18 protein-coding genes are annotated in these 24,913 nt (G+C 35.9%); 9 read left to right on the forward strand and 9 right to left on the reverse strand.

Going from position 1 to position 24,913, the window contains the following annotated elements; all coding sequences use genetic code 11:
* Nucleotides 1–43: 43 nt before the first annotated feature.
* From D7004_RS01585 to pyrF, 3 genes are all read right to left on the reverse strand, one after another.
* Nucleotides 44–946, reverse strand: coding sequence for a DMT family transporter (locus D7004_RS01585; RefSeq protein WP_123204119.1), 903 nt, complete (start codon nucleotides 944–946; stop codon nucleotides 44–46).
* Between the two features lie 299 nt (nucleotides 947–1,245).
* Entirely contained in the window at nucleotides 1,246–1,617 is a 372-nt protein-coding gene (locus tag D7004_RS01590; protein ID WP_208646772.1) for a GxxExxY protein, read from the reverse strand.
* Nucleotides 1,618–1,967: 350 nt separating this feature from the next.
* The gene (gene pyrF / locus D7004_RS01595) at nucleotides 1,968–2,819 is read right to left on the reverse strand and encodes an orotidine-5'-phosphate decarboxylase (protein ID WP_123204120.1); all 852 of its coding nucleotides are present in this window, start codon (nucleotides 2,817–2,819) and stop codon (nucleotides 1,968–1,970) included.
* Between the two features lie 412 nt (nucleotides 2,820–3,231).
* Here pyrF and rho point away from each other — a divergent pair, with 412 nt between their 5' ends.
* Complete coding sequence (gene rho, locus D7004_RS01600; protein WP_123204121.1) at nucleotides 3,232–4,950, forward strand: transcription termination factor Rho; 1,719 nt, start codon at nucleotides 3,232–3,234, stop codon at nucleotides 4,948–4,950.
* A 78-nt stretch (nucleotides 4,951–5,028) separates the two neighbouring features.
* Nucleotides 5,029–5,724, forward strand: a complete 696-nt coding sequence (gene pssA / locus D7004_RS01605) for a CDP-diacylglycerol--serine O-phosphatidyltransferase (RefSeq protein ID WP_123204122.1) — start codon at nucleotides 5,029–5,031, stop codon at nucleotides 5,722–5,724.
* Here pssA and D7004_RS01610 read toward each other — a convergent pair.
* Nucleotides 5,721–6,104, reverse strand: coding sequence for an Hpt domain-containing protein (locus tag D7004_RS01610; protein WP_123204123.1), 384 nt, complete (start codon nucleotides 6,102–6,104; stop codon nucleotides 5,721–5,723). The genes pssA and D7004_RS01610 overlap by 4 nt on opposite strands.
* A gap of 16 nt (nucleotides 6,105–6,120) precedes the next feature.
* Nucleotides 6,121–6,615: a 2-amino-4-hydroxy-6-hydroxymethyldihydropteridine diphosphokinase gene (folK, locus tag D7004_RS01615; protein WP_123204124.1), complete on the reverse strand. Its 495-nt coding sequence runs from the start codon at nucleotides 6,613–6,615 to the stop codon at nucleotides 6,121–6,123.
* Nucleotides 6,616–6,667: 52 nt separating this feature from the next.
* On the opposite strand from folK, the gene sppA reads away from it, so the two are divergent.
* The 7 genes from sppA (at nucleotide 6,668) to murA (ending at nucleotide 15,903) form a co-directional block, all read left to right on the forward strand.
* Nucleotides 6,668–8,434, forward strand: a complete 1,767-nt coding sequence (gene sppA / locus D7004_RS01620; RefSeq protein WP_123204125.1) for a signal peptide peptidase SppA — start codon at nucleotides 6,668–6,670, stop codon at nucleotides 8,432–8,434.
* Nucleotides 8,435–8,611: 177 nt separating this feature from the next.
* Nucleotides 8,612–10,288 (forward strand): helix-hairpin-helix domain-containing protein, encoded by a 1,677-nt coding sequence (locus tag D7004_RS01625; protein ID WP_123204126.1) that lies wholly within the window; start codon nucleotides 8,612–8,614, stop codon nucleotides 10,286–10,288.
* A 346-nt stretch (nucleotides 10,289–10,634) separates the two neighbouring features.
* Nucleotides 10,635–11,237 carry a DUF4254 domain-containing protein gene (locus D7004_RS01630; RefSeq protein ID WP_123204127.1) on the forward strand — a complete coding sequence of 201 codons (603 nt, stop codon included), beginning with the start codon at nucleotides 10,635–10,637 and terminating at the stop codon, nucleotides 11,235–11,237.
* Between the two features lie 26 nt (nucleotides 11,238–11,263).
* A complete protein-coding gene (locus tag D7004_RS01635) occupies nucleotides 11,264–12,292 on the forward strand; it encodes a glycosyltransferase family 9 protein (RefSeq protein WP_123204128.1) in 1,029 nt (342 codons plus the stop codon).
* Entirely contained in the window at nucleotides 12,285–12,782 is a 498-nt protein-coding gene (locus tag D7004_RS01640; protein ID WP_123204129.1) for a SixA phosphatase family protein, read from the forward strand. Before D7004_RS01635 ends, D7004_RS01640 begins: the two co-directional genes overlap by 8 nt.
* Nucleotides 12,783–13,720: 938 nt before the next feature.
* The gene (locus D7004_RS01645; RefSeq protein ID WP_123204130.1) at nucleotides 13,721–14,407 is read left to right on the forward strand and encodes a DUF4290 domain-containing protein; all 687 of its coding nucleotides are present in this window, start codon (nucleotides 13,721–13,723) and stop codon (nucleotides 14,405–14,407) included.
* Nucleotides 14,408–14,577: 170 nt separating this feature from the next.
* Complete coding sequence (gene murA / locus D7004_RS01650) at nucleotides 14,578–15,903, forward strand: UDP-N-acetylglucosamine 1-carboxyvinyltransferase (RefSeq protein ID WP_123204131.1); 1,326 nt, start codon at nucleotides 14,578–14,580, stop codon at nucleotides 15,901–15,903.
* Nucleotides 15,904–16,155: 252 nt separating this feature from the next.
* On the opposite strand, the gene D7004_RS01655 is transcribed toward murA, so the two are convergent.
* Genes D7004_RS01655 through D7004_RS01670 form a run of 4 tightly spaced genes read right to left on the reverse strand, consistent with a single transcriptional unit; the run spans nucleotide 16,156 to nucleotide 24,793 of the window.
* Complete coding sequence (locus D7004_RS01655) at nucleotides 16,156–17,805, reverse strand: alpha-L-fucosidase (protein WP_123204132.1); 1,650 nt, start codon at nucleotides 17,803–17,805, stop codon at nucleotides 16,156–16,158.
* An 8-nt stretch (nucleotides 17,806–17,813) separates the two neighbouring features.
* Nucleotides 17,814–20,588 (reverse strand): alpha-L-rhamnosidase, encoded by a 2,775-nt coding sequence (locus D7004_RS01660; protein ID WP_123204133.1) that lies wholly within the window; start codon nucleotides 20,586–20,588, stop codon nucleotides 17,814–17,816.
* Nucleotides 20,589–20,615: 27 nt separating this feature from the next.
* On the reverse strand, nucleotides 20,616–22,301 hold the full coding sequence (locus D7004_RS01665; RefSeq protein ID WP_123204134.1) for an alpha-L-fucosidase: 1,686 nt from the start codon (nucleotides 22,299–22,301) through the stop codon (nucleotides 20,616–20,618).
* A gap of 38 nt (nucleotides 22,302–22,339) precedes the next feature.
* Nucleotides 22,340–24,793, reverse strand: coding sequence for a glycoside hydrolase family 95 protein (locus D7004_RS01670; RefSeq protein WP_123204135.1), 2,454 nt, complete (start codon nucleotides 24,791–24,793; stop codon nucleotides 22,340–22,342).
* Between the last annotated feature and the right edge of the window lie 120 nt (nucleotides 24,794–24,913).

Below are 24,913 nucleotides of genomic sequence, written 5' to 3' on the forward strand. Positions count from 1 at the left end.
TGAATGAATATTTAGAATAATTTATTTTGATTTACACAATCGATTATGCTACAGGAGATTTCTTCTTGTAATTTGTGATGAAAACACCTGCAATAATCAGTACCGTGGCAACTATTAAATCTATCCCCACCTTCTCATTTAGAATTAACCAACCTAAAAATATGGCAATGATGGTATTGAAGTAAGTTAAGATGGATACTTCAGATGCGGAAACTTTTTTGAGCGAATAATGGTAGCAAAAATACCCTAAAACAGAACCAAATATAGCCAGGTAAACTGCTGCTAAAATACTTTCTGTTTTCCATGAACTTACATCAGCCTTGCCCGAAAAAATTAAAGCCAAGCCAAATTGTACTATTGCAGAAAAAACAAATTGATAGAAAAGATTTAAAAATATGTATTGAGGTTTTCCGCTGTGCTTTTTGGAGTAAATGGTTCCAATTGTCCACCCGGAAACCGCTATTACCAACGATAATATGCCATTTCTATAACCAGGCTCGAGCAAATCATTAATCCCATCTCTAAAAATAAATACAACACCTAAAAATCCAATAAATACACCTAAGAAACCTTTCAAAGTTCCCTTTTGAATACCTAGAAATACACATCCTAGAAATACTAATAATGGAGATGTTGCATTTATTAATGATGTTAATCCACTTGGAATGGTTTTTTCTGCAACGGTTGTCATTCCGTTCGCTATTATTACCATTAAAATTGAAAGTAATATTTGTCTTTTAAAACTCGCCCAGCCAATCCATTTTAATTCTTTTTGTTTGATTAAAATCACTAGAATAATTAATGATGCAATGCTTTGTCTTATAGCGGTTACATACCAAGCTGGAATACTTTCTACCGCAACGCGAATACCTAAATAGGTTGTTCCCCAAATCAGGGCTACGCCGGTTAAGGCAAGGATAAGTTTTAAATCTATTTTGGGTTTCATAATTTGTGTTGGTATTTAACCACAGATGGACACGGATATTATTTTATTGCAAGACTTCTATTCGAAGTTTTTTGACACAGATGGACACGGATAAACACTGATATTTAGATACTGTAAATGATTAGGAGAATGTTAATTAGAGTAATAATTGTTTATCAATTTAAATCTGTTTTGAGTTTCATAATTGGTGTTTGTATTTAACCACAGATGAACACAGATAAACACTGATATTTAGCTACTGCGACCATGGATTAATATTGATTAATTAATAGTAGAAATAATTTGGATAAATTTTTATTTTAATACCCATTAATCATTCTTTTAATTTCAATTCTGGGCTTACCAAAATTTAATATCAAACCACATTTCTTGTTACAAGCAATTAGATAGTTCATTAGTTGAGCCTGATGAATTTCTGTAAGCATAGAAACTGTTTTCAATTCAACAATAATTTCATTTTGTACATATAAGTCGACAAAATAATCTCCTACAACTTCGTCATCGTAAAAGACTTGAAGTGCATGTTGTTTAGTTACTGATAATCCACTTTTTTTTATTTCTATATAGAGAGCATTTTCGTAAACCTTCTCTAGAAAGCCACAAACAAGAGTATTTGATACTTTATATGCTGCACCAATTATTTTTTCTGTAATCTCATCTTGATAAATCATAACCTATTTGTGCTATTTAAATCCAAGATTTTCAGTCTAAATCTCATTATTTAAAAAATTGATAAAATCAGTATTTATCCTGCCTATCTGTGGTTAATTTATTTGTGCATTTGAATCAAAGATTGTTAATCTAAATCTTATTATTTTAAAATTGATAAAATCAGTGTTTATCCTGTTTATCCGTGGTTGACTTATTTGTGCTATTTAAATCTAAGATTTTCAATCTAAATCTCATTATTTTAAAAATTGATAAAATCATTGTTTATCCTGTTTATCTGTGGTTGACTTATTTGTGCTATTTGAATCAAAGATTTTCAATCTAAATCTCATTATTCTAAAAATTGATAAAATCAGTGTTTATCCTGTTTATCTGTGGTTAATTTAGCAGATACTAGTATCTGCTCCATTTCTCGTTGCAGTTTCAAAGCCTCTTCCCTCGCTTTTTCAGCGAAATCTTCGCCATTGCCTGCGTAAATAATTCCCCTGGAAGAATTAATTAATAAACCACATTGCGAGTTCAAACCATATTTACAAACCTCATGTAAATCGCCACCTTGCGCACCAACGCCTGGTACTAACAGAAAATGATTTGGCACTAATTTACGTACATCGGCAAAGGCAGCACCACGAGTGGCGCCAACAACATACATCATTTGTTCGTCCGTTGCCCATTGTTGTGAGGTTTTCAATACTTTTTCGAAAAGCCTTTCACCTCCTATTTCTTTCAGTTGAAAATCGGCATGACCAGCATTTGAAGTTAAAGCAAGTAGAATTACCCATTTGTTTTCAAAACTTAAGAATGGTGTTACCGAATCGCTTCCCATGTAGGGAGCAACCGTAACCGAATCGAAACTCATGTCTGATGATTGCTGATTAAAAAAAGTTTCTGCATACATTGCCGAGGTATTTCCAATATCTCCTCGTTTTGCATCAGCAATGCTAAAAATATCTTTAGGAATATACTTCCAGGTTTCGGTTAAAGTTTCCCAACCTTTTTTTCCATAGCATTCGTAAAAAGCTGTGTTTGGTTTATAAGCTACACATAAATCTTTTGTTGCATCAATAATTTGTTTATTGAATTCCAAAATTGGATTTTCGTACTTTAGTAAATGTTTAGGGATTTTATTTAATGAAGAATCTAGCCCAACGCATAAAAATGAACGTTTTTTTTGTATCTGCTCGAAAAGTTGTTGCTTAGTCATATAATGCCTTATTTGCTGCAAATATGAGGTTTTTTAAATTTTTAGAGTGATAAAAAAATAAGGTTACTAAATATTTTTATAAACAATTTAAACATTTGCTTGCAGTTTACGTTTCAAATACATACAATTGCACCATAATTTCTCAACCGTTTATCTGAATATCCCAGAAAAATCTATCAAGACTTGTTTTTTGTTACCATTTTTTTGAAAACGATTAATCGTTTTTATTCAGCACTAAAACAATTATATTACATTTTGAGTATTAAAATCAAACTCAGTTTAGTTTTATAACCGTTAGAATTTATATACAACAAAGCTGGGCTTCGACTAACAATATAGCCTTTGCAGATTTATAGCAGGGAAACATCCGTTATAAAAAATTTAAAAATTTCTTGAAACATATATATTTAGAATGTTCAGTAAAACAGAATTAAATGATAAGCTCACATCAGAATTACGTGAGCTTGCGAAAACCTATGGCATTGAAGCTGCCGATTCTCTAAGAAAAATTGACCTTGTTGAAGTGCTATTACATCAGCAAGAAATTATTAATGCTGCAAAATCAGGTGCTGATCCTTACAGTGAAGCAGCAACAGCTGAAGTTGAAGCAGCACCAGTAGCAAAAGTAAAAGCGTCTAAATCAGAAAAAGCACCCAAAGTAAATGCTCAGGCTACTGAAACTGTTACTGCTGAAAAACCTGCAAAAAAAAGAGCTCGACTATCAAAAGATGAAGTTGCGGCTCCAGTTGCGAGAAGAAAAGAATCTGTAACGCTTTTTGATGAACCTCAGCACCAACAGCAAACTGAAACGCAACCAGACCGGATTATTGAATCAGAAGAAGGTAGTAGCAAACCAATATCAGCTTTAATTGAAGAAAGTGCAGAACCAGTAGTTGCCGCACCTAAGCAACGATTAGAACAAAGAGAGAAAACACAAAGAGACGATAATCGCCAGCCAAAACAGCCAGGCGGCGGAAATCATCATAAAAATGAAAACAGTTATTCAAATTTAGATTTTGATAACGTTATTACAAACGAAGGTGTTTTAGAAATTATGCCAGATGGTTATGGCTTCCTTCGCTCTGCAGATTACAATTATTTAACTTCTCCTGATGATATTTATGTATCACAATCACAAATAAAACTTTTTGGTTTAAAAACCGGCGATACTGTGAAAGGTAGCATTCGCCCACCAAAAGAAGGCGAAAAATATTTTCCTCTAGTTCGTGTAGAAACGATTAACGGCAGAGTGCCGGCAGAAGTTCGCGACCGTGTTCCATTTGATTATTTAACGCCACTTTTCCCAACAGAAAAATTAAATTTATTTACGGATAATAACAATTATTCTACCCGTATAATGGATTTGTTTACGCCAATTGGTAAAGGTCAGCGTGGTTTAATTGTGGCACAACCGAAAACAGGTAAAACCAATTTACTGAAAGAAGTGGCTAATGCGATTGCTAAAAACCATCCAGAAGTTTATTTAATTATCCTTTTAATTGATGAGCGACCAGAAGAGGTTACCGATATGGCAAGGAGTGTAAGGGCTGAGGTTATTGCTTCTACTTTTGATGAACCTGCAGAACGCCACGTAAAAATTGCCAATATTGTTTTAGAAAAATCTAAACGTTTGGTAGAAAGCGGACACGATGTAGTTATCCTTTTAGATTCAATTACACGCTTGGCAAGGGCATATAACACAACGGCTCCGGCATCAGGTAAAATATTATCGGGTGGTGTTGATGCTAATGCTTTACATAAACCTAAGCGTTTCTTTGGTGCAGCTCGTAACATCGAAAATGGAGGCTCTTTAACAATACTTGCAACAGCTTTAACCGATACAGGTTCTAAAATGGATGAAGTTATCTTTGAAGAATTTAAAGGTACCGGTAATATGGAATTACAGTTGGATCGTAAATTATCTAACAAACGTATTTTCCCTGCTATTGATATTACTGCATCAAGTACACGTCGCGATGATTTATTATTGGATAGAGATACGCTACAACGTGTTTGGATTTTGCGTAACCACCTTGCAGATATGAACAGCCAGGAAGCTATGGAATTTGTACAAGCACAAATAAAAGGTACCAAAAGCAACGAAGAGTTTTTAATTTCAATGAACAGCTAATAATAGGTAAGATGGAAGATGGCAAATGGTTAGGGTATCCCTTCCATCTCCCATTTTCCATCTCCCATTTTCCATTATATGAAAAGGCATATCCCTAATGCGATTACCTGTGCAAATCTATTTTCTGGTTGTATTGGAATCGTTTTCGCATTTAAAGGCGATTTACAAACTGCTGCATACTTTGTAATTCTTTCGGGCGTTTTTGATTTTTTTGATGGAATGGTTGCCCGTTTATTGAATGTAAAATCTGCAATTGGCAAGGATTTAGATTCTTTAGCCGATATGGTAAGTTTTGGATTTTTACCAGGCGTAATCATGTTTCAACTCTTAAAAGTAAGCGATTATTCTTCTGAATATCTTCCCTACTTAGGTTTTTTTATAACGGTTTTTTCGGCTTTGCGCTTGGCTAAATTTAATAATGATGAAAGGCAAACTGAAGATTTTATTGGTTTAAACACACCGATGAATACACTGTTCATCTGCTCGTTACCTTTCATTGCTGTAGATTATCCGCAGATAATTGGCTCTACCATTTTATTACTAGCCACAACGGCCATAACATCCTTCTTATTGGTAAGCGAAATAAAAATATTTTCTCTAAAATTTAGCAATTTAAGCTGGGCGAAAAATAAAATCAAATTCATATTTTTAATTCTATCGGCAATTTTAATAGCCGTTTTACAATTCGCCGCAATACCATTTGTGCTGGTAATTTATATTGCTTTATCAATTTTGCATTTCAGAGGTGAAAGCAATCCGTTAAAACAAATTTAGCCAATATTATATTGAAGCCTAACGGCTGTTATTGCATCTTGTATTTGAACATAAACTTTATCTAAAAGCAAATGCAATTCATTAACTTTTTCCGTTAATAAATCTATGTTTACATCATTTTTCGCATCATTTTCTAGCGATTGAACAAATTCTTTAACATCATTTCTACCTACATAACAAAAAGTCGGTTTTATTTTATGGGCACAATTTGCTACCTTCTTTAAGTCTTTAGCCAGTAAAGCATCATCAAGTTCTGCCATGTAAAAAGGTGTTTGCTCAATGAAGGTTTCTAAAACTTCGATCATAAATTCAGGATCATGACCAACCATTTCTTTAAGATAGGATAAATCTAAGGGATGATTATCTCTGTTATCTTGCATAAATAAATATAACCATTTACAATTTATTTACCTCCAAATCATCTAAAATATTTTCGGCAATCTCTAGAATAGTTTTTCCCAAAACCGGATGTTTCACATTAGGAGCGATTTCTGCTAAAGGCTTCATAACAAAGCCCCTATTTTGCATTTGTGGATGAGGAATTTGAAGCTTCCCTTCTATGTTAATAATATCGTTGCCAAATAAAATTAAATCGATATCTATCAACCGCTCACCCCATTTTTCTTTTCTAATTCTACCTAATTTAAGTTCAATTTCTAAAGCCTTATTTAAGAGCTCCAAAGCATCAAATTTTGTACTTATTTTTACAGCCTGATTCAAAAAATCGGGTTGATCCTCCTTTCCCCAAGCCGCTGTTTCGTAGATAGATGATACCGACAACACTTCTCCTGCTTCTTGCTCCAGTAGTTCAATTGCAAGTTGTAAGTTTTTAGGTCTGTCGCCTAAGTTTCCACCTAGTAACAAATAAGCAATTGTGTACTCTAATGCCATATTTAGCCTTTGTATTTTTTATATCTTTACTGCACAAAATTAAAACATTTAAATGAGAGAATTTTTTAAGTATCTATTTGCCTCAATGTTAGGGTTTTTCCTATCAATCATTATTGTATTTTTCATCTGCTTTGTTATTATTGCTGCTGCCATTTCATCAATCGATGATGATAAAATGGTTTCCGTTGGCGATAATTCGGTTTTATTTTTAAACCTAGACCAAGCCATAACCGAGCGCACCCCTAAAAATCCATTTGGTAATTTACCAATTGTTGGCGGCGAGGAAAGAGATGGAATTGGCCTAAATGACCTATTAAAATCTATCAAAAGAGCAAAAAATGATGATAACATAAAATGTATCTATTTAAATGTGAGCAGTCCGAATGCAGGTTTTGCAACCATGCGAGAAGTTAGAAACGCGTTAATTGATTTTAAAAAATCACATAAGAAAATTTTAGCTTACAGCGAAGTTTATACGCAAGGTGCTTATTACCTGGCTTCAGTGGCTGATAAATTATATTTAAATCCTGAAGGTGCTTTAGAGTTTAAAGGCTTTAGTTCTGAATTAACTTTTTTTAAAGGAACACTTGAAAAAGTTGGTGTAGAAATGCAGGTTATTCGGGTAGGCAATTACAAAAGTGCTGTAGAACCTTACATCCTTGATAAAATGAGCGATTATAATCGCAAACAAGTTACCGCATACGTGGGTGGATTATACAATACTTTTCTTACCGATATTGCGCAAAGCAGAGACATTCAAAAGGATAGCCTTTACAGCATCGCTGATAATTATAAAATCAGAGAACCGAAAGACGCTGTTGGCTTCAAAATGATTGATGGTTTGAAATACAAAGACGAAATCCTAGAAGAATTGAAAGCGCTCTCGGGTAAAACTAAAAAGCAAACTATCAGTTCTGTATCGATAAACGATTACGCAAAAAATAATGGCTCAACGGGTTCAGAGAAAGATAAAATTGCAATTATTTACGCAAATGGTGAAATAACCGGCGGCGAAGGTTCTGATAACCAAATTGGTTCTGAAAGAATTTCTAGAGCAATCCGCAAAGCCCGCTTGGACGATGATATTAAAGCAATCGTACTCCGTGTAAATTCTCCGGGCGGTAGCGCTTTAGCTTCGGATGTGATTTGGAGGGAGATTGTTTTAACCAAGAAAGAAAAACCTGTTATCGCATCATTTGGAGACGTTGCCGCTTCTGGCGGTTATTATATTGGTTGTGCTGCTGATAGTATTTTCGTTCAGCCGAATACCATAACCGGCTCAATTGGCGTTTTTGGCATCATTCCAAACTTCCAAAACTTAATGACCAATAAACTTGGTATCACTTTCGATGGTGTTAAAACAGGTAAATATGCAGATATTATGGCAACCAATCGCCCAATGACTGCTGGAGAAAGATTCATCATCCAAAATGAGTTAAACAGAATTTACAACGGTTTTATTACGCGTGTAGCCGACGGCAGAAAAAAGAGTAAAGCATATATTGATAGCATTGGTGGTGGACATGTGTGGATTGGAACCGATGCCGTACAAATTGGTTTAGCAGATAGAATAGGAAGTTTTAACGACGCCATTAACGCTGCTGCTAAAAAAGCCAAAGTAAAAGAATATAAAGTTGTAGAATATCCTGATGTAATCGACCCTTTAAAATCTCTTTTAGAAGAAAGCACTGATAAGATTAAAACTTACTACACAAAACAAGAACTTGGTGATAACTACATGCTGTATAAGCAAATGAAAAAAGTTATTGCAAATTCTGGTATCCAGGCAAGAATGCCTTTTGAAGCCGTTATTAAATAGGTTTTTATGGAAAATGTAAGATGGGAAATGGAATCAAACCATCGTCCATCTTGCATTTCCATTTAACATTTTCCATCTTACATTTTCCATTTTCCATTCCCCATCTTACATTTTCCATTTTACATCTTTACCTATTTCATTCTTCAAACCACATCTTGTTTCCTAATTTTACAGCATATGGAGAATAAAACCATCGCCCGTACTTTACGCCTTTTATCGCAGTTAATGGAATTGCATGAGGAAAATCCTTTTAAAATTAAATCGATTGCAAATGCTTATTTTAAAGTAGATAAATTGCCATTTGCATTGAAAGATAAACCCATCGAGGATATTGATAAAATAGACGGTATTGGTAAAGGTTTGGCTGCAAAAATAATCGAGTTACTGCAAACCGGAGCACTTAAAGAGCTCAATGATATCATTCAGCAAACGCCTGAAGGCATTATTGAAATGCTTGGTATTAAAGGTATCGGACCAAAAAAAATTCTGATTATTTGGAGAGATTTAAACATTGAAAGTATTGGCGAACTATATTACGCCTGTAACGAAAACCGCTTGATTGAGGCCAAAGGTTTTGGTTTAAAAACACAGGAAGAAATAAAAAAAGCCATCGAATTTAAATTGGCTGCAAATGGCCGATTTTTGTACGCACAAGTAGAAGGTTTTGCAGAGGCATTATTTGATGAAATTTCCAAATGGTTGATAGAAGTTGATAAAGATTCTTTACTAGGTTTGACAGGGCAGTATCGCCGTGCTTGCGAAATCATTGATGAATTGGAATTTGTAATTGGTGCCGAAAACATTGAAAAAGTACAAACAAATTTGGAGTTGTTCGAGCCACTTTCACTCATTCGAGGTGAAGAAGCATTCATTGCAACAACTGAAACCGGTTTAAGAATTAAGATTTTTGTGGTAGAAAAAGCCGATTTCTACCTGGAACAGTTTAAGCAAACCGGAAATGCAGAACATGTTGAAAAAGTATTAAGACTGGCCGGAAATGGACCTTTTGCAAATGAAGAAGAAATTTACAGCAAAGCTGGATTGACCTTTATTGCGCCCGAACTTAGAGAAGACTTCGATGAAATTGAACTGGCCAAAAATAATAATCTACCAAAATTAATTACTTACGATGATTTAAAAGGGAGTTTACACAATCATTCTACCTGGAGCGATGGTGTGCATACCCTAGAACAAATGGCTGTTTATTGCAAGGAAATATTAAACATGCAGTATTTGGGCATTTGCGATCACTCTAAAACGGCTGTTTATGCTAAGGGTTTAAATGAACAACGGGTTTATGGTCAGCACCAGGAAATTGATGAATTGAATAAAAAACTAACTCCATTCAAAATTTTTAAAGGCATTGAAAGCGATATTTTAAGTGATGGTTCATTAGATTATTCAGATGATATTTTAAAAACTTTCGATTTCGTAGTAGCATCTGTGCACAGCAATTTACGCATGGATGAGGCTAAAGCAACTGCTCGTTTATTAAAAGCTATCGAGAATCCATATACTACAATTTTGGGTCATCCAACTGGTCGGTTGTTATTGAGTAGAGCTGGCTATCCGATAGATTATAAAAAAATTATTGATGCTTGTGCCGCAAATAACGTGGTTATAGAAATCAATGCAAATCCTTTACGTTTGGATTTAGATTGGCGCTGGCATCGTTACGCACTTGAAAAAGGCGTTTTACTATCTGTAAATCCTGATGCGCATCGAACTGAGGGCTTCCATGATATGAAATACGGTATTTTAGTGGCTCGTAAAGGTGGCTTAAGCGCTGATAAATGTTTAAATGCTTTTTCGTTGGAGGGTATAACCGAGTATTTTAATAGTAAGAAACCCTAAAGTATTAAGCCACGGAACAAAAGAGAATACGAAATAAACCCTCTTACAAAAATTAACCACAGATAGATAGGATAAACACAGATAAGTTTTTGACAACATTATTTAGGCAGCCCAAATCTGTGTTCATCTGCGAAGATCTGTGGTAAAAAAACCTAACTATATCCCTAACCGCATATTTAATCACCCAAATCTGTGTTCATCTGTGAAAATCTGTGGTAAAAAAACCTAACTAGATCCCTAACCGCATATTTAATCAGGTACCAACTGACTGCCACATGTTTAATTTGACATCCAAATCTGTGTTCATCTGTGAAAATCTGTGGTAAAAAAACCTAACTTTGCTCCCATGATAAGTGAAATTGCCAACCGCATATTTAATCAAGTAATTGCAGATTACCATAAGTTTGATGATATAGACTATCCTGTTAAAAACCCATACGATGCGGAAACGCTTGAGCATCTTTTTTACGTTAAAAACTGGATTGATACTGCACAGTGGCATATGGAAGACGTTGTTCGCAATCCGCAAATTGATGCTGCTGAAGGATTAAGTTGGAAAAGGCGTATTGACGCTCAAAACCAGGTTCGTACGGATATGGTAGAGTTTATTGATGGCTATTTCTTAAACCTTTACAAAAACATAAAGGCATTGCCAGATGCTAAAATTAATACTGAAAGTCCGGCTTGGGCGCTCGACAGACTATCTATTTTAGCCTTGAAAATTTACCACATGAAAGAAGAGGCTGAACGTGAAACGGCAACTGCCGAACACCGTGAGCAGTGCCAGGCTAAATTGAATGTATTGTTAGCGCAACGTGATGATTTATCTCAGAGTATTGATGAGTTAATCGCTGATATCGAAGCTGGTAAGAAATACATGAAAGTGTATAAACAAATGAAAATGTATAACGACCCGAGTTTAAACCCGGTGTTATATAACAAAGCGTAAAAGCAACAAGACCAAAGCTTAAAACCATGTCAAAAGAAAAAATCATCGTTTTACGTTTTTCGGCTATGGGCGATGTGGCAATGGTTGCCTCTGTATTAAAAGAATTTTCTGAACAAAACCCATCCGTAGAGATGGTTATGGTTAGTCGTGAGGCGTTTAACCCGTTTTTCGATGGTATTCCGAACTTGAATTTTCATGCAATTGAACCCAAAACCATCCATAAAGGAATTGGAGGGTTATATCAACTTTTTAAGGAGATAAAAAAATACAAACCTACTGCAATTGCAGATTTACACGATAATTTAAGGAGTCGGGTAATTTCGACTTTCTTCCGATTATCGGGAATTAAAATTAGACGTATTGATAAAGGCAGAGTTGAGAAAAAAGCTTTAACCCGCTCGAAAAATAAAATTTTTAAACCTTTAAAGCCAACCGTAGAACGCTATGCTGATGTTTTTCGAGCGCTTGGCTTTGATATTAATTTGTCTCACCAATTAGTTTCTAAACCAAAAGAAATACCTTCGAGCGCTAAAGATTTATTTCGTGATGATACCAAAAAGAAAGTAGGCATCTCCCCTTTCGCACAACATATTTTTAAGGTTTATCCATTGGATAAAATGCAACAGGTGATTGCCGAACTTTCTAAATCTGGTTATGAACTTTTTATTTTTGGTGGAGGAAAAACGGAACAGCAAACTGCAGAAAATTGGGCTAATCAATATCAAAACACTTATAATTTAATTGGCAATTTTAACCTATCAGAAGAACTGGCGATAATTTCAAACCTAGATTTAATGCTCAGTATGGATTCTTCGGGTATGCACATTGCATCGTTGGTTGGTATCCCTGTGGTTTCTGTTTGGGGACCAACACATCCTTACGCTGGCTTTTTAGGGTATGGGCAGTTGGAAAGTGATTGCATTCAAATTGATAATCCGGTTAGACCAAATTCAATTTATGGAAACAAAGCCTGCATTTGTAGTGTTGAAAGTTGTATGGATTTGATTAATCCTGAAACGATTGTAAATAAAATTAAAGCAAAACTAAATGGCTAAGCAATTACTTTTGGTTCGACACGGAAAATCGGATTGGGGAAATATAGATTTAAAAGATTTTGATAGACCGCTAAACAAACGCGGCAAAGAAAATGCCCCAGAAATGGCAGAGCGCTTGTTAACAAAAGGTTTCAAATTCGATTTGATGGTGAGCAGTCCGGCGAAGCGGGCAAAATCTACAGCGAAGTTTTTCGCGGAGGCATTTAAAATCGATGAAATCCATTACGAAGAATCTATCTATGAGGCCAATTCTTCTACCCTTTTGAAAGTTGTAAATGGTTTAGATGATGCAGCCGATACAGTAATAATGTTTGGACATAATCCTGGCTTTACTGATTTAGCTAATGATTTGAGCGATGCTGATATTTATAATATTCCTACTGCTGGGATGGTATTGATTTCATTTCCATTTGATTCATGGGAAATGGTGAGCAAAGGAACTGGTGAATTGGTATTTTTTGATTACCCGAAGAATAGCGATGAAATTTAGATTTTTTACCACGGAAACGCAGAATTTAAGGAAGGGTTTTTAACGCAAAAGGTTTACTAAAAATCATACTATTTAGTTTGCCACGGAAACACAGAATTCACAGAAAACTATGTTTCCCTGAGCCTTCTCATACCTTAAACGTAGGAAATGACGATGGGTATAATATAATACTGCTTACAAAAAAAGCATTCTTATAAAATTGCCACGGAAACACAGAATTCGCGGAAAACTTGTTTGCCTAAACCTCCCATACCTTAAACTTAGGGAATGACGATGAGCATAATATGGCGCAGGTTACAGAACTTGCATTAAAAGCATCTCACCTTTGTTAAATAAACCCGATTGCAATGAAAAGCCCCAATTTTTCATTGGGCTTGTAATGAAAAGCGGGACTGAAAAACCAAAAGAATTACTGAACTTTCATTTCCTAAAAATCATACTATTTAGTTTGCCACGGAAACACAGAATTCACAGAAAACTGTGTTTACCTAAACCTTCCTATACCTTAAAACTTAAGGAATGACGATGAGTATAATATGGCGCAGGTTACAGAACTCGCATTAAAAGCATCTCACCTTTGTTAAATAAACCCGATTGCAATGGAAAGCCCCAATTTTTCATTGGGCTTGTAATGCAAAGCGGGACTGAAAAATCAAAAGAATTACTGAACTTTCATTTCCTAAAAATCATTCTTATAAAACTGCCAAGGAAACACAGAATTCACCAAGACTTTTTAATATACAGATCAAAATAATTCCTCAGAACACGTTTCCAAAAAAATCGCAAATCGTAATGCTAAAATCGTAAATTTAACTATCTTTGAAACTATAAATAACGAAAGTCCGGCAATAGACATTTCGGTGAATTCATAACCTCATCTCTTTTGGTTATTTCATAATTCGTATCGCCGGAAGATTTATCCATTAAATTATCTGTACATGAATTTTGATTATAATACTACGCGTAGCCATTTGATTTTATCGGAATATGGCCGAAACGTTCAAAATATGGTGAAGTATATTTGCGAATTGCCAACCATTGAAGAGCGAAATAAATATGCCCAGGCGGTGATTGACCTAATGGGATTTTTGCAACCACATTTACGTGATGTTGCCGATTTTAAGCATAAACTTTGGGACCATTTACACATTATTTCTGGCTATCAGATTGATGTTGAAAGTCCGTACCCAAAACCTTTGCCCGAAAATGCTTTTAAAAAACCAGAGCCTTTACCTTATCCTCAGCAAAGAATTACCTACAAACATTACGGTAAAACGGTAGAAAATTTGATTGAAAAAGCAATGGGTGAGCAAAACCCGGAAATTAAAAAATCGATGGTTCAGGGGATTGCGAATTTTATGAAAATGGCTTATGTTACCTGGAATAAGGATAACGTTAGCGATGATACTATTATTAAAGATTTGAAGTATTTATCGGGTGGATTGCTATCACTTGATGAAGGTGTGAACTTAGCAAAAGTTGAGTTTAGAGCACAAAATCCTCGTCAGAACAACAATAACAACAACCGCGGAAGAACGAATAACAACAACAATAACGGCAAAAACCGTCAAAATAATAACAACAATAACCGCAGACCAAATAATAACAATAAACCTAAATATTAAGGTTGAAGGTATAGGATTTAAGGCGAAAGGTATAAGGTTAAAAGTTAATGATGGAAAGTAAAAAACGAAAGGTAATAAACAATAGAGCCTTAGTTATACTTCCATCCAATCTTGATACTTGATACTAAAAACTTGATTCCAAATACTTGATACTAAAAACTATTAAAAATATGAACGCATTTGAAATAACAGGCGGAATTAAATTAAAGGGCGAAATTACACCTCAGGGCGCCAAAAATGAGGCTTTGCAAATTTTATCGGCGGTATTGCTTACCAAAGAAAAAATAACCATTAGCAATATTCCTGATATTAAGGATGTAAATAAGCTGATTGAATTATTGGGCGATCTAGGTGTGATTGTAGAGCGTATCAACAAAGACACTTATACTTTCGAGGCAAAAAATATCAATTTAAACTTCTTCGAATCTGATACATTTAAGGCCAAAGGTGGTGGCTTACGTGGTTCGATTATGATAGTTGGTCCGCTTTTGGCCCGCTTTGGTAAAGCTGCGATTCCGAAACCAGGTGGTGATAAAATTGGCAGAAGAAGATTAGATACGCACTTTATTGGTTTCGAAAAACTAGGTGCGAAGTTCGTTTACGATAGCAAAAAAGCTTTCTTTAATGTTGATGCAACAGATTTAAAAGGTGCATATATTTTATTGGATGAGGCATCTGTTACCGGTACAGCAAATATTGTAATGGCTGCTGTTTTAGCTAAAGGAACCACTACTATTTACAATGCAGCCTGCGAACCATATTTGCAACAGCTTTGTAAGATGTTAAACCGCATGGGTGCTAAGATTTCTGGCATTGGTTCTAATTTATTAACCATTGAAGGTGTAAAAGTTTTAGGTGGTACAGAACACAGAATGCTGCCTGATATGATTGAAATTGGCTCTTTCATCGGTTTGGCAGCCATGACGGAATCAGAAATTACAATTAAAAATGTTTGCTATGATGAGCTTGGTGTAATACCAGAAGTTTTTAAAAAACTGGGTATTAAATTAGAGCGCAGAGGCGACGATATTTATGTCCCATCGCAAAAGCATTATGAAATTGATACTTTTATTGATGGTTCGATTTTAACAATTGCCGATTCACCATGGCCAGGTTTTACGCCAGATTTGTTGAGTATTGTATTGGTTGTGGCTACACAAGCGAAAGGAAACGTACTAATTCACCAGAAAATGTTCGAAAGTCGTTTATTCTTTGTGGATAAACTGATAGATATGGGCGCTCAAATTATTCTTTGCGACCCGCATCGTGCAACGGTTAATGGTATTGATAAAAAATATAAACTACGAGGCATCAGCATGACATCTCCTGATATCAGAGCTGGAGTTTCATTGCTTATTGCTGCTTTATCTGCAGAAGGAAAATCGACCATTTACAATATCGAACAAATTGAGCGAGGTTACCAAGATATTGATACGCGTTTGCGTGCTTTAGGTGCACAAATTAAGCGTGTAAATGCTGATGCGCCAAGCCATTAGAAAGGCAGAGGGTTGAAAGGCTTAAGGTTGAAGCCGAAAGAGTTAAGTCTCAAGAATACAACAAAATAAGAAAAACGCCCGAGTGAACATTTGCTCGGGCGTTTTTTTATTGTTCAATAATCCAGAGAAGGCTAATTATTTATATCCTCTTATTTTAGGAAAATTAATAATCGAACTCAGCTTTGTACACTGATGGTCTGTGAGGACACAGACCATGGAAATATAAGACAGTCTCCTGGAAAAATTCTAGAATTAAACTATTTGAAAAACAGTTGCATAAGCTCCACGTAAACGTTCTGGAACTTCGATAACCAATCCCGTTTCATTATGCGTAAAATTTAAAGGATTACTATCGCCAGGAAGGGTTACTTTTTTAACCTTATTAGAATATTTACTTGTAGAGAAGGTTTTAATCAACACTTTATCTGATGTAATCGCTCCAAGTATGGTAGCAAAAATTATTTTATCCTTTTGTCCAAAGCGAATATCTGCCGATGAAAATGGCTTCGATTTTCCTTCATTGAAACCTTGAGCTTTTAGTGGTTGAACATTATCTAAGGCAGGACCTTCACCTAGTATTTTCCATGGTCGTGTTCCAAAAACACTAGATTTATTTACCGCCATCCATTTAGAAATTTCCGCTAAAATCTCTGTTTCTTGGCTATCGAGCGACCCATCTCCTCTTAAAGGAACGCTCAAAAGAAGATTTCCATTTTTACTTACTACATCTACCAATGTTTGAATAACGGTTTTGGCACTTTTATACCCTTTCCTATCATAAATTCTTCGGTCGTAATGCCAATCACCAATACAGGTATCTGTTTGCCATGGAATCGGTTCAATTTCATAACTTTGCCCTCTTTCTATATCCCAAACCATGCATTTTCTTTGCTGTTCATCTAATATCTTACCAAAAAGAACTGCATCGAGTTTTCCATTTTTCTTAATGCTCTTGTTGTATAAATGTGCTGCTATTTTAAGTCCGGCATCACTTATTGGCCATAAAGGTAAAACGGTATCATCAAAGTAAACCAAATCAGGCTCATACTTATCAATTAACGAAATTGTTCGGTTGTAAAATTTATCGCAATATGCTTTTGTTGGAACACTAACACCTTTTTGCCATTCCCAAATTTTAATATTTGAATAAGCTGTATTTTCGTTTGTACTTAAGGCATGTCGCTGGGCGTATAGTTCTTGGGGGTCCATCCCATCCCACCATTTTCCAGCACCATCTGCTTTAGTAATATTTCCATCATAAGGAACTCCTGCAAAAGAACCATTTTTATCAGCGAATTGAGCAGATTCGTACCAGGTCCACGCGTGAGAAGCATGAACGCTTACACCAAACTTTAAACCGTGATTTTTTGCTGCTTTTGCCCAACCTCCAATTAAATCTTTCTTCGGACCAAACTTAGTTGAATTCCATGGTTGATATTTATTTGGGTATAAATCGAAATTATCATGGTGATTTGCAAGAGCGAAAAAGTATTCTGCTCCGGCATTTTTGTACATTTCTAATAAAGCTTCCGGTTCCCATTTATCGGCCTTCCACTCATTTATAACATCTTTAAAACCAAATTTTGATGGGTGACCATAATTTTGCACATGATATTTATAAGTATCGGTACCTTCAAGATACATTTTCCGGGCATACCAATCACCATGTTCAGGTTGGCACTGAGGACCCCAATGTGCCCAAATACCAAATTTAGCATCTCGATACCAATCTGGTACCTGATAATTACTTAAAGAATCCCAGGTTGGCTTGAAAGGACCTTTTTGCATCAATTCTCCTGCAACTTCCAATGGATTTAGGAAATCATTCGCTTTAAGAAATCCTGGCAAATACATAGCTGGAATTGCACCAACCGCAGCCTTTAATAAAGTCCTCCTTTTCATTCTATCTATTATTTTATTTGAAAATGATAGTTACCCGAACCAACTTGAAATATTTTTTTACCCGATTTATAGCCCGAATATTTAATTGCTTTATTTGTTGTTATTGATGTACCACTTTCAAACACCTTTGAACTTTCGTTTGCAGGTAAATACAAGGTAGCTTTGGAATTTGCCGGAATTTCAATATCAATATTAAAAACACCTTTCTCTTTTTTCCAATTTACACTAATTAATCCTCTTGGAGAATTATAGCTGGCTTTTACAAAGGTTACATCGCCCACAGGTTCGGGTCTTATTTCTATATTACCAGAAGCTACATCATTTTCATCTGCCCTAATTCCTGCTAAACCGCTGTAAAACCACTCCATTAAATGCCCAAGCATAAAATGATTGTTAGAAGCATCATTGTTAGCTTGCCAAGATTCAGTAAGTGCAGTAGCTCCTCTTGCTATCTGATACCCATATCCCGGAACATCAGAGCGGCTATTCATATCAAAAATAACATCCGAACGACCTGCATCATCCAAAGCCCTTAACAAATACCGGTAACCAATATCTCCTGATGTTAAACTATTATCTCTTTTCTTTAAGTCTTTAATTAAATTATCCAGTACCGCTTGCTTTCTATCTGGCTCTGTAAGATTCATATACAGCGCCATTGCATTGGCAGTTTGGCTTCCAGTAGCATATTGATTGGTTTCTGAGTAGAAGAATTTTTTATTAAAAGCTGATTTTACTTTCAGTCCTAATGCTTCATATTTTTTTTCATCATCGGGTTTTCCTAATGCACGGGCAATTTTGGCAAGTATGGTTAAATCATAATAATATATGGCTGTAGCCGTAACGCCTTTTGGTGTAAGTTGAGATACACCTGGGGTTTTCGGACCGATATCATACCAGTCGCCTAAGCCGTGAGTTAAAATGTTGTTATTTGCCTTCGTTCCCAAATAATTGATGTATCGGCTCATCATATCGTAATTTTCTTCAAGCACTTGCTTATCGCCGTACCATTGGTAAACGTACCAAGGCAAAATAATTCCATTGCTACCCCATTCTGGCGAATCTCTAAATCCACCACCAAATTGTGAATATTCAGGAGCGATATCTGGAATTAAGCCATCGGCGGTTTGCGACATGCGCATATCTGAAATAACCTTTTTACTTAATGTGGCGATATCATAGGTGTATCTTATAGAACTGCCAACAAGATGTGCTTCTTCTAGCCAACCCAATTTTTCTCGGTGCGGGCAATCCGTAAATACACTCGCCATATTGCTTTTTATAGCCCAATCAATTAAATCGAATGTTTTATTAAACAAAATGTTCGAGCTGGTAAAAGTGCCAATTGTTGGTGCAGCATTTCGTGTATGAATTAATTTGCTTTGCAAAACAACTGGAAGTTTATTGCCGTTATTTTCATTTACAGGTACCGCACCTTCTATTTGCAAATAACGGAAACCATAATACATAAATTTAGGTTGCCAACTTTCTGTTTCGGCACCGTTTAAGGTATAATTAAAGAAAACCGGACTACCGATGGCATTCTGAGTAACCGTTCCATCGCTTGCCAACAACTCACCCGGAATGAGTTTTATAGTTTTACCTTTTAAGCCTTTCACATTTATGAAAGGTATGCCAGATGCGTTTTGACCAAAATCATAAACCCATAAACCTGGCTTTGGCTGGGTTATTTTTACCGCTTTAAAATTATTAAATAGTTTTAGAGGCTCTTGCGCCTGTACATCTAATTTTTCGGGCCCACCAACAACCGCAGCATTTCTCCAGGCTTTGTCGTCGAACCGCGGTGTATCCCATCCTATTGGAAGCAAATTTGCATCATAATCTTCGCCACCATAAATACTTGAAAAAGTAATTGGACCAGCGATTGTTTTCCAGGAATTATCACTTACAACATCTTCAGTTGAACCATCATTATATTCGAATGCGATTCTACAAATCATTTTTGGATAACCAAAAGCGCCAGTTAATTTTCGATACCTCTCTGATAAAACATAATAAAATCCATTACCTAACATCACCCCAAAAGCATTTGAACCAGATTTGATTTGCTTAGTGATATCGAAAGCAACATACTGCGCATGCTTATCATATTTTGTCCATCCTGGATCTAAAAAATGGTCTCCCACTTTTGTACCATTTAACGAAAGTTCAAAATGACCTAAGCCAGAAATAAAGACTGTGGCTTTTTTAACCTGTTTTTTTACAACCACTTCTTTTCTTAACAAAGGAAGAATGTTGTTTTTTCCTTTAGTTCCTAAGTCGCCCAGTTCGGGTTGAGCCGGAACGATGATTTCTGATTCAGGGAGTTTTTCGTAGCCAATCCATTGTGCTTTCTTCCAATCATCTTTAACAAATAACCCGGTTTGCCATGCCGAAATTTTGCTCCAGCTACTAACACCTCCGGTTTTATCCCAAACCATAACCTTCCAGAAATAATTTTTTGCGGGCAAAAGTGTTTTGCCGCTGTATCTAATTTGAATGGAACCATCTGAAGTTACTTTTTTTGTGTCCCAAATGTTACCCGTATTTTTAGCTAGTAAAAGCGAATCATCAGCTACTAAAATTCGATAGGCGCCTTGCATTACATTTCTTTTACTACTTTTTATCTGCCAGTTTAATATTGGTTTTGGCACATCTACACCAACTGGGCGTTTTTTGTATTCGCAGAGCAAATTGCCAACGGTTAAACCTTGAGCATTTGCATTTATCCCTGCAAATAAAACAAAACTTAGCAGGAAAAGTATTTTTGATTGGAATTTCATTTTATATATTTTATTAGGAAATATCTACTATTCGCTGCCATAAAGCTGCCATTCTAAAAGTGTTGGTTGTGTATTTTGATTGTGAATGGTTAGCTTGAAATACCTTGCTTTAACTGGTGTAAAATTTTTAATCATACCAATACCACCAGTAGTTACTTTTAGCACAGGTAACCAGTTGTTTCCCTGTTTGTACTCTAAAGTTATATCTTGTTTCTTATCTTCCCAAGGGTGCCAAGGTTCATCAACAATAAGCGTTGAAATATCAAAAACTGTATTTAAATCGATTTCCAAAACAGCATCTTTTTGTCCTTTAACAGCCTCCCATTTTGTTAATCTGTTACCATCCAAAAGGTTTTTAGCGGTGGCGTTTGGCTGTTCAGATGATGCCGTAATTTTTTTTCCTGATACCGGAGATGGAGCTACATTTGGTTCGCCAAGAAATTCTAAAACAACTACTGTATTTATTGTATCAGGAAGCTGCTTTGGCAACATCACCTCCATGTTTTTACCGATCCTTTTTGTCTGCAATAGTTTAGTAGAATCGCTCAATAAATAAGCTTTTGTAACTTTATTCAACATCGGAACTTTTAATTTTCCATCGGCAGGATTATCGAAAATATGCAGGTAAAGTTTTTGCTGTTTTCGGGTTGCTCTACCCCAAGATAGAAAAGGAAACGGACTAGCTGTTGTTCCATACACCGATTCTTTATTAATTTTAAGCCAGTTACCAATTTCAGCAAGGCGTGTTATACTTGCCTCTGGGATTTCTCCATGAGCATCAGGACCAACATTTAACAGAAAGTTGCCGCCCTTACTTACCACATCGGTTAGGTTACGAATAAGTGTTTTAGCGCTTTTCCAATCTTTATCGGTTGATTTAAATCCCCAGGTATCATTAATGGTCATACATGCTTCCCAATTTCTGCCGGGAAAACCTGTTGAAGGAACAAATTGTTCAGGTGTTTCCGTATCGCCATCAAAGCCACCACCTAACCTATTGTTGGTAATTAAGTTTGGATGTTGTTTTACTATTGCATCGAATTTTGCGGCCCGTTCCGGGGTCATATTTTGGGGTGTATCCCACCATAAAATATCGGGTTCGCCATAGTTTGATAAAATTTCTTTTACCTGAGGGATGGATATTTTATCTAAATACGCATCAAAACTTCCTTTTTGAGCTTCATCCCAAGAGCCACCGCTCGCTGCGCCACCGGGATGTACCCAATCTTGAGCCTGAGAATAATAAAACCCAATTTTTATTCCTGCTTTCTTACAGGCTTCAACCAAAGGTTTTAAAATATCTTTTTTATAGGGTGATGCATCCATAATATCCCAATCGGTTACTTTAGAATCAAACATCGCAAAACCATCATGGTGTTTAGATGTAATGATGATGTACTTCATCCCTGCATCCTTTGCCATTTTAACCCAGGCTTCTGGATTGTATTTATCGGGATTGAACTGTGGCGCATAACTTTGGTATTCTTTTACCGGTATTTTCGCTGTATTCATAATCCACTCTCCAATACCCTTTACTGGCTTGTCCTTATAAACTCCGGCTGGAACAGAATAAATGCCCCAATGGATGAACATGCCGAATTTAGCCTCTTTCCACCACTCCATTTTTTTATCATCCTTTGATGAAGGAATATTTTGCGAGAATACCTTTAAAAAGCATGCAATTGCGATGAAGGTTAAAGTCAGTTTTTTCATTGTGTGTTTGTTTTTTTTAGGCAGATTTAGCAAGAAATTTACAAGGCTGATAAATTCAAAACCTGACCTGCTTTTGTATTAAATTCGTATAAATAACCAAGTGCCATTTTTGATTTTTTAATAACTTTTACGCCATTGGTTTTTAATTGTTGGGCGGATAGAACCTTACAAATGCCAGATTTTTTAGCTACAATTTTAGTTGCTGCAAGTTTTCCATTTGCCCATTCAATATCCACAGTGTAGGCTCCACGGGCTATTAAACCATTAATTTTTCCGTTTTGCCATACTTTTGGCAAAGCAGGAAGCAGATGTATATAACCATCCTGACTTTGAAGAAGCATTTCTGCAAGACCAGATGTTCCACCAAAATTTCCATCAATTTGAAATGGTGGATGCGCATCAAACATATTCGGATAAATACCGCCACCGCCTCCATAATTTGTATCGTTTTCGCGGGTTATTCTGAATAAGTTTCGGTAAAGTTTATAAGCATGATCACCATCTAAAAGCCTTGCCCACATATTTACTTTCCATGCTAAACTCCAACCTGTACCATCATCGCCACGTAACTCTAATGTTCTTTTAGCTGCATCAGATAATTTTGGCGTACTTAATGGAGAAATTTGATTTGCAGGATACAAAGCATACAAATGCGAAACATGTCTGTGATGAGGATCCGGAGATTCATAATCCTTATTCCACTCTTGCAATTGGCCTTTGCTGCCAATTTGGTAAGGCAATAATTTAGCCTTCTTCGCAATTAAGGTATCACGAAAAGCTTTATCTATGTTTAAAATTTTGCTTGCCGCAATCAGGTTATCAAAAAGATCTTTTATGATTCCAAGATCCATGGTGGTTGCTACGGAAACCTGACCAACCTTCTTAGGACCATAAATAAAATCATTTTCTGGTGAGAAAGATGGTGCGGTTACTAAATTTCCATTCTTATCTGGAACAAGCCAATCTAATGTAAAAAGAGCAGCACCCTTCATTAGAGGATAAGCCGTTTTGGCTAGGAATTCTTTATCTTGAGTGAAGGCATAATGTTCCCATAAATGTCGGGTGAGCCAATCGCCGCCCATTGGCCAGTTCGCCCATTTCGGGTCGCCAGAACCAAGGTCGCCCACAGGATTTGCCAATGCCCAAATATCACTGTTATGGTGTGTTACCCAACCTTTAGTTTTGTAAAACGAATTTGAAACCTTACTTCCTGTAACAGAAAGATTTTTTATTAAACCGAAAAGTGGTGTGTGCATTTCTGACAGATTGCAATTTTCTGCCATCCAGTAATTCATTTGCACATTAATATTTGTGGTGTAATTAGAACTCCAAGGTGGTCGCATTTCTTTATTCCAAATGCCTTGTAAATTTGCGGGTACACCGGCAACTCTCGAACTGCTAATTAATAAATATCTGCCGTACTGAAAATACAGGGCTTCTAATTCCGAATCGGTTTCGCCTTTGGTGTAAGCTTCTAACCTTTCATCGGTAGGTATATTTGATTTAGATTTTTCGCCAGCATTTAGTTTCAGGCTAACGCGATTAAAATATTTTTGAAAATCTTTGAGGTGAGCAGCCAACAAATCATTCCAAGTTTTGGTTGTTGCTAAATCCAGCTTTTCTTTGGCAATTTTTTGTGCATCTAAATTTGGGCAATTGTTAAAGCCATTAAAACCAGTTGCAGCAGAAATAAAAATCAATACTTCAGTTGCATTGTTAACACTAATTCCTGCGGTATCCAATTTAACAACACCATCATTACTAATTGCTTTAACCAGTAATTCATAGGGCATTCCGGCACAATCCTGATCTGTTCCATATCGAACTGGGTCTTTGGTGTTGTTAACATATACCGGATCGGCATGTACTGGCGCTCTTCCACCTAAGGCTAAAATATTTCCAGATAGTACATTTTTAGCAAACCGAATTTGAGAATTGGTGCTAATGAAAAGGTTGAGCATTTTTGGTTTGCTTGCCGAAATCTTCATCACAATAACCTGATCTGGTGCGCTTGAAAAAACCTCTCTTTTATAACTAACGCCATTAACTTCAAAACTGGTGGTTGCTACGGCACGTTGAATATCTAAATCTCGTTTGTAAGCAGTTGCTTGTACATTACCAAAATTTTGTGCGATTTTTAAATCTCCCAAAGGCAAAAAACTTTCAGAATAAACACCTTGCATTTTCTGCGTGAGCTTTCTTGCCAAATCATAATCTTCTTTAAATAGGGCTTCTCTAACCTGAGCTAAATAACTGAAAGCATTTGGGTTTACGTTCTCTTTTACGGGTCCGCCCGACCATAGTGTAGCTTCGTTTAGTTGCAGTAATTCTTCGTTTACACCTCCAAAAACCATTGCGCCTAACCGACCATTGCCAATGGGAAGTGCTTCTGTCCATTGAGCGGCTGGTTTTGCATACCAAAGTTGCTGGGCAAATGTTTGGCTAGCATAAAAAACGAAAAGCAACAAGCTAAAGAAAGAAAATTTGTTCATAGGGTAATTTATTATATGATTATAAAATAAGCAGGAAAGACCTTAAGATATGATTTTTATGTTTAAATATTTAATTGGATTTACCAAACAACAGACTCAGGATTTAAACCTGAATCTGTT

This window comes from Pedobacter jejuensis, from assembly GCF_003725795.1.
Taxonomy (GTDB): domain Bacteria; phylum Bacteroidota; class Bacteroidia; order Sphingobacteriales; family Sphingobacteriaceae; genus Pedobacter; species Pedobacter jejuensis.

Excerpts from the sequence above, each read along its gene's own strand:
- D7004_RS01585 (WP_123204119.1), bottom strand. The coding sequence starts at position 946 with ATGAAACCCAAAATAGATTTAAAACTTATCCTTGCCTTAACCGGCGTA.
- D7004_RS01590 (WP_208646772.1), bottom strand. The coding sequence starts at position 1,617 with ATGATTTATCAAGATGAGATTACAGAAAAAATAATTGGTGCAGCATAT.
- pyrF (WP_123204120.1), bottom strand. The coding sequence starts at position 2,819 with ATGACTAAGCAACAACTTTTCGAGCAGATACAAAAAAAACGTTCATTT.
- rho (WP_123204121.1), top strand. The coding sequence starts at position 3,232 with ATGTTCAGTAAAACAGAATTAAATGATAAGCTCACATCAGAATTACGT.
- pssA (WP_123204122.1), top strand. The coding sequence starts at position 5,029 with ATGAAAAGGCATATCCCTAATGCGATTACCTGTGCAAATCTATTTTCT.
- D7004_RS01610 (WP_123204123.1), bottom strand. The coding sequence starts at position 6,104 with ATGCAAGATAACAGAGATAATCATCCCTTAGATTTATCCTATCTTAAA.
- folK (WP_123204124.1), bottom strand. The coding sequence starts at position 6,615 with ATGGCATTAGAGTACACAATTGCTTATTTGTTACTAGGTGGAAACTTA.
- sppA (WP_123204125.1), top strand. The coding sequence starts at position 6,668 with ATGAGAGAATTTTTTAAGTATCTATTTGCCTCAATGTTAGGGTTTTTC.
- D7004_RS01625 (WP_123204126.1), top strand. The coding sequence starts at position 8,612 with ATGGAGAATAAAACCATCGCCCGTACTTTACGCCTTTTATCGCAGTTA.
- D7004_RS01630 (WP_123204127.1), top strand. The coding sequence starts at position 10,635 with ATGATAAGTGAAATTGCCAACCGCATATTTAATCAAGTAATTGCAGAT.
- D7004_RS01635 (WP_123204128.1), top strand. The coding sequence starts at position 11,264 with ATGTCAAAAGAAAAAATCATCGTTTTACGTTTTTCGGCTATGGGCGAT.
- D7004_RS01640 (WP_123204129.1), top strand. The coding sequence starts at position 12,285 with ATGGCTAAGCAATTACTTTTGGTTCGACACGGAAAATCGGATTGGGGA.
- D7004_RS01645 (WP_123204130.1), top strand. The coding sequence starts at position 13,721 with ATGAATTTTGATTATAATACTACGCGTAGCCATTTGATTTTATCGGAA.
- murA (WP_123204131.1), top strand. The coding sequence starts at position 14,578 with ATGAACGCATTTGAAATAACAGGCGGAATTAAATTAAAGGGCGAAATT.
- D7004_RS01655 (WP_123204132.1), bottom strand. The coding sequence starts at position 17,805 with ATGAAAAGGAGGACTTTATTAAAGGCTGCGGTTGGTGCAATTCCAGCT.
- D7004_RS01660 (WP_123204133.1), bottom strand. The coding sequence starts at position 20,588 with ATGAAATTCCAATCAAAAATACTTTTCCTGCTAAGTTTTGTTTTATTT.
- D7004_RS01665 (WP_123204134.1), bottom strand. The coding sequence starts at position 22,301 with ATGAAAAAACTGACTTTAACCTTCATCGCAATTGCATGCTTTTTAAAG.
- D7004_RS01670 (WP_123204135.1), bottom strand. The coding sequence starts at position 24,793 with ATGAACAAATTTTCTTTCTTTAGCTTGTTGCTTTTCGTTTTTTATGCT.